Source organism: Enterobacter sp. CM29 (assembly GCF_013179605.1).
GTDB lineage: Bacteria > Pseudomonadota > Gammaproteobacteria > Enterobacterales > Enterobacteriaceae > Enterobacter > Enterobacter intestinihominis.
This window is the reverse complement of sequence record NZ_JABMCU010000121.1, coordinates 1-13717: the sequence shown is the minus strand read 5'-3', so window position 1 is coordinate 13717 and position 13717 is coordinate 1. Positions and strand designations below refer to the sequence as shown.

Annotated in this window: 11 protein-coding genes and 1 pseudogene; 9 read left to right on the top strand and 3 right to left on the bottom strand. The window is 52.5% G+C overall.

All coding sequences use genetic code 11. From position 1 onward, the window contains the following. From tuf to rpoC, 9 genes and pseudogenes are all read left to right on the top strand, one after another. Window positions 1-134: pseudogene (tuf, locus tag HP459_RS15115) on the top strand (elongation factor Tu); the annotation flags it as partial. 227 nt (window positions 135-361) lie between these two features. Then, on the top strand, window positions 362-745 hold the full coding sequence (secE, locus tag HP459_RS15110; protein WP_003862342.1) for a preprotein translocase subunit SecE: 384 nt from the start codon (window positions 362-364) through the stop codon (window positions 743-745). 1 nt (window position 746) lies between these two features. Next, window positions 747-1292, top strand: coding sequence for a transcription termination/antitermination protein NusG (gene nusG, locus HP459_RS15105; RefSeq protein WP_003862341.1), 546 nt, complete (start codon window positions 747-749; stop codon window positions 1290-1292). Between the two features lie 156 nt (window positions 1293-1448). Continuing rightward, window positions 1449-1877 (top strand): 50S ribosomal protein L11, encoded by a 429-nt coding sequence (rplK, locus tag HP459_RS15100; protein ID WP_003862340.1) that lies wholly within the window; start codon window positions 1449-1451, stop codon window positions 1875-1877. Window positions 1878-1880: 3 nt separating this feature from the next. Beyond that, window positions 1881-2585 carry a 50S ribosomal protein L1 gene (rplA, locus tag HP459_RS15095; protein WP_006810530.1) on the top strand — a complete coding sequence of 235 codons (705 nt, stop codon included), beginning with the start codon at window positions 1881-1883 and terminating at the stop codon, window positions 2583-2585. A 289-nt stretch (window positions 2586-2874) separates the two neighbouring features. Next, entirely contained in the window at window positions 2875-3372 is a 498-nt protein-coding gene (rplJ, locus tag HP459_RS15090; RefSeq protein ID WP_003862338.1) for a 50S ribosomal protein L10, read from the top strand. Between the two features lie 66 nt (window positions 3373-3438). After that, window positions 3439-3804, top strand: coding sequence for a 50S ribosomal protein L7/L12 (gene rplL, locus HP459_RS15085; protein ID WP_002445276.1), 366 nt, complete (start codon window positions 3439-3441; stop codon window positions 3802-3804). A 319-nt stretch (window positions 3805-4123) separates the two neighbouring features. Continuing rightward, window positions 4124-8152 carry a DNA-directed RNA polymerase subunit beta gene (rpoB, locus tag HP459_RS15080; RefSeq protein ID WP_023299068.1) on the top strand — a complete coding sequence of 1343 codons (4029 nt, stop codon included), beginning with the start codon at window positions 4124-4126 and terminating at the stop codon, window positions 8150-8152. Window positions 8153-8228: 76 nt separating this feature from the next. After that, complete coding sequence (gene rpoC, locus HP459_RS15075) at window positions 8229-12452, top strand: DNA-directed RNA polymerase subunit beta' (RefSeq protein ID WP_023299069.1); 4224 nt, start codon at window positions 8229-8231, stop codon at window positions 12450-12452. 115 nt (window positions 12453-12567) lie between these two features. Here the strand turns inward: rpoC and HP459_RS15070 are convergent, their stop codons facing one another. The 3 genes from HP459_RS15070 to HP459_RS15060 form a co-directional block, all read right to left on the bottom strand. Next, window positions 12568-12885, bottom strand: a complete 318-nt coding sequence (locus HP459_RS15070; protein ID WP_003862327.1) for a PTS lactose/cellobiose transporter subunit IIA — start codon at window positions 12883-12885, stop codon at window positions 12568-12570. Then, complete coding sequence (locus HP459_RS15065) at window positions 12885-13193, bottom strand: PTS sugar transporter subunit IIB (protein ID WP_010425948.1); 309 nt, start codon at window positions 13191-13193, stop codon at window positions 12885-12887. Before HP459_RS15065 ends, HP459_RS15070 begins: the two co-directional genes overlap by 1 nt. A 180-nt stretch (window positions 13194-13373) precedes the next feature. Then, on the bottom strand, window positions 13374-13717 hold a 344-nt coding region (locus HP459_RS15060), incomplete at its 5' end, for a GGDEF domain-containing protein (protein ID WP_171936412.1).

The following is a 13717-nucleotide window of genomic DNA, read 5'->3' as shown; positions in this document are numbered from 1 at the left end:
TAATGCCAGGCGACAACATCAAGATGGTTGTGACTCTGATCCACCCAATCGCGATGGACGACGGTCTGCGTTTCGCAATCCGTGAAGGCGGCCGTACCGTTGGCGCGGGCGTTGTTGCTAAAGTTCTCGGCTAATCGCTGATAACATTTGACGCAATGCGCAATAAAAGGGCATCATTTGATGCCCTTTTTGCACGCTTTCACATCAGAACCTGGCTCATCAGTGATTAATTTTGTCATAATCATTGCTGAGACAGGCTCTGCGGAGAGCGTATAATACGAAAAGCGAATAGCATTTCGATTGGTTTGCCTCGCACTCGCGGGGTGAAAATGTTTGTAGAATACTTCTGACAGGTTGGTTTATGAGTGCGAATACCGAAGCTCAAGGGAGCGGGCGCGGCCTGGAAGCGATGAAATGGGTAGTTGTAGCCGTGCTGCTGATTGTGGCGATTGTCGGCAACTATCTTTATCGTGACATGATGCTGCCGCTACGCGCGCTTGCAGTGGTAATTCTGATTGCTGCGGCGGGTGGTGTCGCGCTGTTAACGACGAAAGGCAAAGCGACCGTTGCGTTTGCCCGCGAAGCGCGTACCGAAGTCCGCAAGGTCATTTGGCCGACTCGCCAGGAAACATTGCACACCACGCTGATTGTAGCGGCGGTAACCGCTGTAATGTCACTGATCCTGTGGGGACTGGATGGTATTCTGGTTCGCCTGGTATCCTTTATCACTGGCCTGAGGTTCTGAGATGTCTGAAGCCCCTAAAAAGCGCTGGTACGTCGTTCAGGCGTTTTCCGGTTTTGAAGGCCGCGTAGCTACGTCGCTGCGTGAGCATATCAAATTACACAATATGGAAGAGTTATTTGGCGAAGTTATGGTTCCGACCGAAGAAGTGGTTGAGATCCGTGGCGGCCAACGTCGCAAAAGCGAGCGTAAATTCTTCCCGGGTTACGTGCTGGTTCAGATGGTGATGAACGACGCGAGCTGGCACCTGGTGCGCAGCGTACCACGCGTGATGGGCTTTATCGGCGGCACATCTGACCGTCCGGCGCCAATCAGCGACAAAGAAGTTGATGCGATTATGAACCGCCTCCAGCAGGTGGGTGATAAACCGCGTCCGAAAACGCTGTTTGAACCGGGTGAGATGGTTCGTGTTAACGACGGTCCGTTTGCTGACTTTAATGGCGTCGTCGAAGAAGTGGACTACGAGAAGTCCCGCCTGAAAGTTTCCGTTTCTATCTTTGGTCGTGCGACCCCGGTAGAGCTGGACTTTGCTCAGGTAGAAAAAGCCTAAGCAGCGATCAAAAAAGCGACGATTTAATCGTTGCACAGGGCGCGAGATTGGAATACAATTTCGCGCCTTTTGTTTTTATGGGTTCCGACCCGTAAAACGAATTTTATTCACGGGGAGCCTCTCCGAGGCGTTATTACCCAATCAGAGGATTTTAGAATGGCTAAGAAAGTACAAGCCTACGTCAAGCTGCAGGTTGCAGCAGGTATGGCGAACCCAAGTCCACCAGTTGGTCCAGCTCTGGGTCAGCAGGGTGTGAACATCATGGAATTCTGTAAAGCGTTCAACGCCAAAACTGAATCCATGGAAAAAGGTCTGCCAATCCCAGTTGTAATCACTGTTTACGCTGACCGTTCTTTCACTTTCGTTACCAAAACCCCTCCAGCAGCAGTTCTGCTGAAGAAAGCAGCGGGCATCAAGTCTGGTTCCGGTAAGCCGAACAAAGACAAAGTGGGTAAAATTTCCCGCGCTCAGCTGCAGGAAATCGCGCAGACCAAAGCTGCCGACATGACTGGTTCCGACATTGAAGCGATGACTCGCTCCATTGAAGGTACTGCACGTTCCATGGGCCTGGTAGTGGAGGACTAAGAAATGGCTAAACTGACCAAGCGCATGTCCGTGATCCGTGACAAAGTTGATGCGACCAAACAGTACGACATCAACGAAGCTATCGCTCTGCTGAAAGAACTGGCAACTGCTAAGTTCGTTGAAAGCGTTGACGTTGCCGTCAACCTGGGCATCGACGCTCGTAAATCCGATCAGAACGTTCGTGGCGCAACTGTACTGCCACACGGTACTGGCCGTTCCGTACGCGTAGCTGTATTTGCTCAGGGTGCAAACGCTGAAGCGGCTAAAGCTGCCGGCGCTGAACTGGTAGGTATGGAAGATCTGGCTGATCAGATCAAGAAAGGCGAAATGAACTTTGACGTTGTTATTGCTTCTCCAGATGCAATGCGCGTTGTTGGCCAGCTGGGCCAGGTTCTGGGTCCACGCGGCCTGATGCCAAACCCGAAAGTGGGTACTGTAACTCCTAACGTTGCTGAAGCGGTTAAGAACGCTAAAGCAGGTCAGGTTCGTTACCGTAACGACAAAAACGGCATCATCCACACCACCATCGGTAAAGTGGACTTTGACGCTGACAAACTGAAAGAAAACCTGGAAGCTCTGCTGGTTGCGCTGAAAAAAGCTAAACCAACTCAGGCGAAAGGCGTGTACATCAAGAAAGTTAGCATCTCCACCACCATGGGTGCAGGTGTTGCAGTTGACCAGGCTGGCCTGAGCGCTGCTGCAAACTAATGCCTTTACGTGGGCGGTGATTTTGTCTACAATCTTACCCCCACGTTTGCTAACAAAAGTTAGCGGCTAAAAGAATTGTTCGTTGGAGCCTGGCCTATCCAGGCCTCCGTCGAAGACCGCAGGTGTTTCGCAAGAAACTTAATCCCCTGCGTAGACGGTGACAGAACGCTAAGATTATTTTAAATACTCTGGCTTGTTTCTGCTCACCGTATTAAGACGCTCTTCCCGTTGGGTCGAGTGAAGTGAGTTCCGGAACATGAGTTCCGGCAAACATCCAGGAGCAAAGCTAATGGCTTTAAATCTTCAAGACAAACAAGCGATTGTTGCTGAAGTCAGCGAAGTAGCCAAAGGCGCGCTGTCTGCAGTAGTTGCGGATTCCCGTGGCGTTACTGTAGACAAAATGACTGAACTGCGTAAAGCAGGTCGTGAAGCTGGCGTATACATGCGTGTTGTTCGTAACACCCTGCTGCGTCGCGTAGTTGAAGGTACTCAGTTCGAGTGCCTGAAAGACACGTTTGTTGGTCCGACCCTGATTGCATACTCTATGGAACACCCGGGCGCTGCTGCTCGTCTGTTCAAAGAGTTCGCGAAAGCGAATGCAAAATTTGAGGTCAAAGCTGCAGCCTTTGAAGGTGAGTTGATCCCGGCATCGCAAATCGATCGCCTGGCCACCCTGCCGACCTACGAAGAAGCAATTGCACGCCTGATGGCAACCATGAAAGAAGCTGCGGCTGGCAAACTGGTTCGCACTCTGGCTGCTGTACGCGATGCGAAAGAAGCTGCTTAATCGCAGTTATCTTTATAAAGCATTTGCTTACGTATAAACTTATTCTGATTTTCAGGAACAATTTAAATGTCTATCACTAAAGATCAAATCATTGAAGCAGTAGCAGCTATGTCCGTAATGGACGTTGTAGAGCTGGTTTCTGCAATGGAAGAAAAATTCGGTGTTTCTGCTGCTGCTGCTGTAGCTGTAGCTGCGGGCCCGGCTGAAGCTGCTGAAGAAAAAACTGAATTCGACGTAATTCTGAAAGCTGCTGGCGCGAACAAAGTTGCTGTAATCAAAGCAGTACGTGGCGCAACTGGCCTGGGTCTGAAAGAAGCTAAAGACCTGGTAGAATCTGCTCCAGCTGCGCTGAAAGAAGGCGTGAGCAAAGACGACGCAGAAGCACTGAAAAAATCTCTGGAAGAAGCTGGCGCTGAAGTTGAAGTTAAATAAGCCAACTTTTCTGGTTGCAGCCTAAGTAATTAGGCTGATGGCTGGTGACTTTTTAGTCACCAGCCTTTTTGCGCTGTAAGGCATCAGCAGCATTTCACACTGTTTGACTGCTGGTTGTCCTGACAATGCTTGTTTCTATCGACGACTTAATATACTGCGACAGGGTGCTCGCTCTGTGTAAATCGCAATGAAATGGTTTAAGCGTGATAGCAACAGGTATTGCGGAAAGTATTCAATTTTCCGGTCCACAAAATGGTGTTGCACAAACTGTCCCTTCGTCGGACAGATGGGTCGACTTGTCAGCGAGCTGAGGAACCCTATGGTTTACTCCTATACCGAGAAAAAACGTATTCGTAAGGATTTTGGTAAACGTCCACAAGTTCTGGACATTCCATATCTCCTTTCTATCCAGCTTGACTCGTTCCAGAAGTTTATCGAGCAAGATCCTGAAGGGCAGTACGGCCTGGAAGCAGCCTTCCGTTCCGTGTTCCCGATTCAGAGCTACAGCGGTAATTCCGAGCTGCAGTACGTCAGCTACCGCCTTGGCGAACCGGTGTTTGACGTTCAGGAATGTCAGATCCGTGGCGTGACCTATTCCGCACCGCTGCGCGTAAAACTGCGTCTGGTGATCTACGAGCGCGAAGCGCCGGAAGGCACCGTAAAAGACATTAAAGAACAAGAAGTCTACATGGGTGAAATTCCACTCATGACGGACAACGGTACTTTCGTTATCAACGGTACTGAGCGTGTTATCGTTTCCCAGCTGCACCGTAGCCCGGGCGTCTTCTTCGACAGCGATAAAGGTAAAACGCACTCTTCCGGTAAAGTACTGTATAACGCACGCATCATTCCTTACCGTGGTTCATGGCTGGACTTCGAATTCGATCCAAAAGACAACCTGTTTGTCCGTATCGACCGTCGTCGTAAGCTGCCTGCAACCATCATTCTGCGTGCACTGAACTATACCACTGAGCAGATCCTGGACCTGTTCTTTGAGAAAGTGATCTTTGAAATCCGCGACAACAAGTTGCAGATGGAGTTGGTGCCGGAACGTCTGCGTGGTGAGACCGCGTCGTTCGACATCGAAGCCGACGGCAAAGTGTATGTGGAAAAAGGTCGCCGTATCACCGCGCGCCACATCCGCCAGCTGGAAAAAGATGATATCAAACACATCGAAGTTCCGGTTGAATACATTGCAGGAAAAGTAGCCGCGAAAGATTACGTTGATGAATCAACTGGCGAGCTGATCTGCCCGGCGAACATGGAGCTGAGCCTGGATCTGCTGGCTAAGCTGAGCCAGTCTGGCCACAAACGTATCGAAACGCTGTTCACCAACGATCTGGACCACGGTCCGTACATCTCTGAGACTGTACGCGTCGACCCAACCAACGATCGTCTGAGCGCGCTGGTTGAAATCTACCGCATGATGCGTCCTGGTGAGCCACCAACTCGCGAAGCGGCGGAAAGCCTGTTCGAGAACCTGTTCTTCTCCGAAGACCGCTACGATCTGTCCGCGGTAGGTCGTATGAAGTTCAACCGTTCTCTGCTGCGCGACGAAATCGAAGGTTCCGGTATCCTGAGCAAAGACGACATCATTGAAGTGATGAAGAAGCTCATCGATATCCGTAACGGTAAAGGCGAAGTGGACGATATCGACCACCTCGGCAACCGTCGTATCCGTTCCGTAGGCGAAATGGCGGAAAACCAGTTCCGCGTTGGCCTGGTTCGTGTAGAGCGTGCGGTGAAAGAGCGTCTGTCTCTGGGCGATCTGGATACCCTGATGCCTCAGGATATGATCAACGCCAAGCCGATTTCTGCGGCAGTGAAAGAGTTCTTCGGTTCCAGCCAGCTGTCTCAGTTCATGGACCAGAACAACCCGCTGTCTGAGATCACGCACAAACGTCGTATCTCTGCACTCGGCCCAGGCGGTCTGACCCGTGAACGTGCAGGCTTTGAAGTTCGAGACGTACACCCGACTCACTACGGTCGCGTATGTCCAATCGAAACGCCTGAAGGTCCAAACATCGGTCTGATCAACTCCCTGTCCGTGTACGCACAGACAAACGAATACGGTTTCCTTGAGACCCCGTATCGTAAAGTGACCGACGGTGTGGTTACCGACGAAATTCATTACCTGTCTGCTATCGAAGAAGGCAACTACGTTATCGCTCAGGCGAACTCCAACCTGGATGACGAAGGCCACTTTGTAGAAGATCTGGTTACCTGCCGTAGCAAAGGCGAATCCAGCCTGTTCAGCCGCGACCAGGTTGACTACATGGACGTATCCACCCAACAGGTGGTATCCGTCGGTGCGTCCCTGATCCCGTTCCTGGAACACGATGACGCCAACCGTGCATTGATGGGTGCGAACATGCAACGTCAGGCCGTTCCAACTCTGCGTGCTGATAAGCCGCTGGTTGGTACCGGTATGGAACGTGCTGTTGCCGTTGACTCCGGTGTTACAGCAGTTGCTAAGCGTGGCGGTACCGTTCAGTACGTTGACGCATCCCGTATCGTTATCAAAGTTAACGAAGACGAGATGTATCCGGGCGAAGCGGGTATCGACATCTACAACCTGACCAAATACACCCGTTCTAACCAGAACACCTGTATCAACCAGATGCCTTGCGTATCTCTGGGTGAGCCAGTTGAGCGCGGCGACGTGCTGGCAGACGGTCCGTCCACCGACCTCGGTGAACTGGCGCTCGGTCAGAACATGCGCGTAGCGTTCATGCCGTGGAACGGTTACAACTTCGAAGACTCAATCCTCGTCTCCGAGCGTGTGGTTCAGGAAGATCGTTTCACCACCATCCACATTCAGGAACTGGCCTGTGTGTCCCGTGACACCAAGCTGGGGCCAGAAGAGATCACTGCCGACATCCCTAACGTGGGTGAAGCTGCGCTCTCCAAACTGGATGAATCCGGTATTGTTTACATCGGTGCGGAAGTGACCGGCGGCGACATTCTGGTTGGTAAGGTTACACCGAAAGGCGAAACCCAGCTGACGCCAGAAGAGAAACTGCTGCGTGCTATCTTCGGTGAGAAAGCGTCTGACGTTAAAGACTCTTCTCTGCGCGTACCAAACGGTGTTTCCGGTACGGTTATCGACGTTCAGGTCTTCACTCGTGACGGCGTTGAGAAAGATAAGCGTGCGCTGGAAATCGAAGAGATGCAGCTCAAACAGGCTAAGAAAGACCTGTCTGAAGAACTGCAAATCCTCGAAGCGGGTCTGTTCAGCCGTATCTATGCGGTGCTGGTTGCCGGTGGCGTTGAAGCTGAGAAGCTCGACAAACTGCCACGCGATCGCTGGCTGGAGCTGGGCCTGACCGACGAAGAGAAACAGAATCAGCTGGAACAGCTGGCTGAGCAGTATGACGAACTGAAACACGAGTTCGAGAAAAAACTCGAAGCGAAACGCCGCAAAATCACTCAGGGCGACGATCTGGCACCAGGCGTGCTGAAGATTGTTAAGGTGTATCTGGCTGTTAAACGTCAGATCCAGCCTGGTGACAAGATGGCAGGTCGTCACGGTAACAAGGGTGTTATCTCTAAGATCAACCCGATCGAAGATATGCCGCACGATGCTAACGGTACGCCGGTAGATATCGTACTGAACCCACTGGGTGTACCGTCTCGTATGAACATCGGTCAGATCCTGGAAACCCACCTGGGTATGGCTGCGAAAGGTATCGGCGACAAGATTAACGCCATGCTGAAGCAGCAGGAAGAAGTCGCGAAACTGCGCGAGTTCATCCAGCGTGCCTACGATCTGGGTACCGACGTGCGTCAGAAAGTCGACCTGAACACCTTCAGCGATGATGAAGTTCTGCGTCTGGCGGAAAACCTGCGTAAGGGTATGCCAATTGCAACGCCGGTATTCGACGGTGCAAAAGAAGCTGAAATTAAAGAGCTGCTGCAACTGGGTGGTCTGCCAACGTCTGGTCAGATTACGCTGTTTGACGGCCGTACCGGTGAACAGTTCGAGCGTCCGGTAACCGTAGGTTACATGTACATGCTGAAACTGAACCACCTGGTCGACGACAAGATGCACGCTCGTTCTACCGGTTCTTACAGCCTGGTTACTCAGCAGCCGCTGGGTGGTAAGGCTCAGTTCGGTGGTCAGCGCTTCGGGGAGATGGAAGTGTGGGCGCTGGAAGCATACGGCGCAGCATACACCCTGCAGGAAATGCTCACCGTTAAGTCTGATGACGTGAATGGTCGTACTAAGATGTATAAGAACATCGTAGACGGCAACCATCAGATGGAACCGGGCATGCCAGAATCCTTCAACGTACTGTTGAAAGAGATTCGTTCGCTGGGTATCAACATCGAACTGGAAGACGAGTAATTCTCGCTCAAACAGGTCACTGGTGTCGGGTTAACCCCCGACACCAGATTGTGCTAACTCCGACGGGAGCAAATCCGTGAAAGATTTATTAAAGTTTCTGAAAGCGCAGACTAAAACCGAAGAGTTTGATGCGATCAAAATTGCTCTGGCTTCGCCAGACATGATCCGTTCATGGTCTTTTGGTGAAGTTAAAAAGCCGGAAACCATCAACTACCGTACGTTCAAACCTGAGCGTGACGGCCTTTTCTGTGCGCGTATTTTCGGGCCAGTAAAAGACTACGAGTGCCTGTGCGGTAAGTACAAGCGCCTGAAACACCGTGGTGTGATCTGTGAGAAGTGCGGCGTTGAAGTGACCCAGACCAAAGTACGCCGTGAGCGTATGGGCCACATTGAGCTGGCGTCTCCAACTGCTCACATCTGGTTCCTGAAATCTCTGCCGTCCCGTATCGGCCTGCTGCTGGATATGCCGCTGCGCGATATCGAACGTGTTCTGTACTTCGAATCTTATGTTGTGATCGAAGGCGGGATGACGAATCTGGAACGTAACCAGATCCTGACCGAAGAACAGTATCTGGACGCGCTGGAAGAGTTCGGTGACGAATTCGACGCGAAGATGGGTGCGGAAGCTATCCAGGCCCTGCTGAAGAGCATGGATCTGGAGCAAGAGTGTGAAACTCTGCGCGAAGAGCTGAACGAAACCAACTCCGAAACCAAGCGTAAAAAGCTGACCAAGCGTATCAAACTGCTGGAAGCGTTCGTACAGTCTGGTAACAAACCAGAGTGGATGATCCTGACCGTTCTGCCGGTTCTGCCGCCAGATCTGCGTCCGCTGGTTCCGCTGGATGGTGGTCGTTTCGCAACGTCGGATCTGAACGATCTGTACCGTCGCGTGATCAACCGTAACAACCGTCTGAAACGTCTGCTGGATCTGGCTGCGCCGGACATCATCGTACGCAACGAAAAACGTATGCTGCAGGAAGCGGTAGATGCCCTGCTGGATAACGGTCGTCGCGGTCGTGCGATCACCGGTTCTAACAAACGTCCTCTGAAATCTTTGGCCGACATGATCAAAGGTAAGCAGGGTCGTTTCCGTCAGAACCTGCTCGGTAAGCGTGTTGACTACTCCGGTCGTTCTGTAATCACCGTAGGTCCATACCTGCGTCTGCATCAGTGCGGTCTGCCGAAGAAAATGGCTCTGGAGCTGTTCAAACCGTTCATCTACGGCAAGCTGGAACTGCGTGGCCTGGCCACCACCATCAAAGCCGCTAAGAAAATGGTTGAGCGTGAAGAAGCTGTCGTTTGGGATATCCTGGACGAAGTAATCCGCGAACACCCGGTACTGCTGAACCGTGCACCAACTCTGCACCGTTTGGGTATCCAGGCATTTGAGCCAGTCCTGATCGAAGGTAAAGCGATCCAGCTGCACCCGCTGGTTTGTGCGGCCTATAACGCCGACTTCGATGGTGACCAGATGGCTGTTCACGTACCGCTGACGCTGGAAGCCCAGCTCGAAGCGCGTGCGCTGATGATGTCTACCAACAACATCCTGTCTCCAGCGAACGGTGAACCTATCATCGTTCCTTCTCAGGACGTTGTATTGGGTCTGTACTATATGACCCGTGACTGTGTTAACGCCAAAGGCGAAGGCATGGTGCTGACTGGCCCGAAAGAAGCTGAGCGTATTTATCGCGCTGGCCTGGCCTCTCTGCATGCGCGCGTTAAAGTGCGTATCACCGAATACGAAAAAGATGAAAACGGCGAATTCGTGGCGATTACCAGCCTGAAAGACACGACCGTTGGCCGTGCGATTCTGTGGATGATCGTACCGAAAGGTCTGCCTTTCTCCATCGTCAACCAGGCGCTGGGCAAGAAAGCGATCTCCAAAATGCTGAACACCTGTTACCGCATTCTGGGCCTGAAGCCGACCGTTATCTTCGCTGACCAGACAATGTACACCGGCTTTGCTTATGCAGCGCGTTCAGGTGCATCTGTTGGTATCGATGACATGGTCATCCCAGAGAAGAAACACGAGATCATCTCTGAAGCGGAAGCTGAAGTTGCTGAGATCCAGGAGCAGTTCCAGTCTGGTCTGGTAACCGCAGGCGAACGTTACAACAAAGTTATCGATATCTGGGCTGCGGCGAACGATCGTGTATCCAAAGCGATGATGGATAACCTGCAAACCGAAACCGTGATTAACCGTGACGGCGTAGAAGAGCAGCAGGTCTCCTTCAACAGCATCTACATGATGGCCGACTCCGGTGCGCGTGGTTCTGCGGCACAGATTCGTCAGCTGGCAGGTATGCGTGGTCTGATGGCGAAGCCAGATGGCTCCATCATCGAAACGCCAATCACCGCGAACTTCCGTGAAGGTCTGAACGTACTCCAGTACTTCATCTCTACGCACGGTGCGCGTAAAGGTCTGGCGGATACCGCATTGAAAACGGCGAACTCCGGTTATCTGACGCGTCGTCTGGTTGACGTTGCGCAGGATCTGGTCGTCACCGAAGACGATTGTGGCACCCTCGAAGGTATCACCATGACCCCGGTTATCGAGGGTGGTGATGTTAAAGAGCCGCTGCGCGATCGCGTACTGGGTCGTGTGACCGCGGAAGACATCCTGAAGCCGGGCACCGCAGACATTCTGGTTCCACGCAACACTCTGCTGCACGAACAGTGGTGTGACCTGCTGGAAGCGAACTCTGTTGACTCTGTGAAAGTGCGTTCCGTTGTATCCTGTGACACCGACTTTGGTGTGTGTGCGCACTGCTACGGTCGTGACCTGGCGCGTGGCCACATCATCAACAAAGGTGAGGCTATCGGCGTTATCGCAGCACAGTCCATCGGTGAGCCGGGTACACAGCTGACGATGCGTACGTTCCACATCGGTGGTGCGGCATCTCGTGCGGCTGCTGAATCCAGCATCCAGGTGAAAAACAAAGGTAGCATCAAGCTCAGCAACGCGAAGTCTGTTGTTAACTCCGCAGGCAAGCTGGTTGTGACTTCTCGTAACACCGAGCTGAAGCTGATCGACGAATTCGGTCGTACCAAAGAGAGCTATAAAGTGCCTTACGGTGCGGTTATGGCGAAAGGTGATGGCGAGCAGGTTGCCGGCGGCGAAACCGTAGCAAACTGGGATCCACACACCATGCCGGTTATCACCGAAGTAAGTGGTTTCATCCGCTTCACTGACATGATCGACGGCCAGACCATTACTCGTCAGACCGACGAGCTGACCGGTCTGTCTTCTCTGGTGGTTCTGGATTCTGCTGAACGTACTACCGGTGGTAAAGATCTGCGTCCTGCACTGAAAATCGTTGATGCTCAGGGTAACGACGTTCTGATCCCTGGCACCGATATGCCTGCGCAGTACTTCCTGCCGGGTAAAGCGATTGTACAGCTGGAAGATGGCGTACAGATCAGCTCTGGTGACACCCTGGCGCGTATTCCTCAGGAATCCGGCGGTACCAAGGACATCACCGGTGGTCTGCCACGCGTTGCGGACCTGTTCGAAGCACGTCGTCCGAAAGAGCCTGCTATCCTGGCTGAAATCAGCGGTATCATCTCCTTCGGTAAAGAGACCAAAGGTAAGCGCCGTCTGGTTATCACGCCAGTAGATGGCAGCGAGCCGTACGAAGAGATGATTCCTAAGTGGCGTCAGCTCAACGTGTTCGAAGGTGAACGCGTGGAACGTGGTGACGTGGTCTCCGATGGTCCAGAAGCGCCGCACGACATCCTGCGTCTGCGTGGTGTGCATGCTGTTACTCGTTACATTGTTAACGAAGTACAGGACGTATACCGTCTGCAGGGCGTTAAGATTAACGATAAGCACATCGAAGTTATCGTTCGTCAGATGCTGCGTAAAGCAACCATCGAAAACGCGGGCAGCTCCGACTTCCTGGAAGGCGAGCAGGTTGAATACTCACGCGTTAAGATCGCTAACCGCGATCTGGAAGCGAACGGCAAAATCGGTGCGACCTTTGCACGCGATCTGCTGGGTATCACCAAAGCGTCTCTGGCAACCGAGTCCTTCATCTCTGCTGCATCGTTCCAGGAAACCACTCGTGTCCTGACCGAAGCGGCTGTTGCAGGTAAACGTGATGAACTGCGCGGTCTGAAAGAGAACGTTATCGTGGGTCGTCTGATCCCGGCCGGTACCGGTTATGCGTACCACCAGGATCGTATGCGTCGTCGTGCAGCGGGTGAACTGCCAGCTGCACCGCAGGTGACTGCCGAAGATGCATCCGCGAGCCTTGCAGAACTGCTGAACGCAGGTCTGGGCGGTTCCGACAACGAGTAATCGTTGATGCCCGGTAGGTAAAATTACCGGGCATATGAATCACAGGTCGGGTAAGCGCAGCGCCACCCGACAATAAAAAACCCGCCTCGGCGGGTTTTTTTACGTCTGTACGTCTTCAATTCACTAACGGGATGCGTCGATAAAGCTCAATCATATCGCCCGCCAGATCCTGAATGACCATCGCGTTCATCAGGTGATCCTGAGAGTGAACGGTGATCAGGTTAACCGGCAGTTTTCCTGTCCCTTCGTCAAGACCGATGAGCTGCGTCTGGATAGTATGCGCATGTTTCACATATTCACGCGACTCTTCCATCGCTTTCTCGGCTTCGTCAAAGTCACCTTTTCGCGCCATCTGCAACGCTGTCAGGGCCGCACTGCGCGCCGCACCTGCATTGACCAGTAGCTCCATGATTGTGGTTTCTAAGTCTTCCATTATGACTCCAGCAGCTTGAGCGCTTTTTCCAGTACGGCATCACCTTTCATCATGCCGTAATCCATCATGTCGATAACCGCGACCTTTTTTCCGAGCGGATCGGCCTGCGCCTGGAGTTTTGCCTGTTCGTATTTAACCTGTGGCCCCAGTAATACGATATCAGCCGTCGCGATGTTATCTTTAAACTCCGCGACCGGAACGGCTTTAATGGTTACTTCGACTCCTTTTTTCTGCGCGGCATCTTTCATACGTTGAACCAGCATGCTGGTTGACATTCCCGCTGCACAGCATAAAACGATGTTCTTCATAGTCAGCCTCGATCTACATGTGTTTATTGATAATTATCCCGTGCAGACCGCTTCAACAACCGCTTTACCGCGATTGTGTGTCAGGCATCACAAAGAAATCGGCATTTTTCTGAAACCGGTTACAATTTTACAGCGGAGAGCATTCTGCCCGTCAGATCGGGCAGAATTTCAGGAAGGGTATTATCGGCTGGCCGTGCTTACGATGCGGTTTTTACCCTGTTGTTTAGCGGTATACAACGCTTCATCAACGCTACCGATAAACTGCTCCAGCGGTTCGAAGTGCCACTCTCCCATCCCGGCGCTGAAGGTCACTCGCAGGTTCTCTTCCCGCCAGGTCCGCTTCTCAACGGCGGTGCGCCAGGCTTCCAGTAGCGCGTGCGCGGAGTTCATCAGCTCGGCCGGGAATATTACGCCGAACTCTTCTCCACCGTAGCGGTAAACGGAAACGTGGTGCGGCTGCATGATCTGAATACCTTCGCGCGCCACGTTGCGCAGAACAATATCCCCGCTCAGGTGGCCCCAGG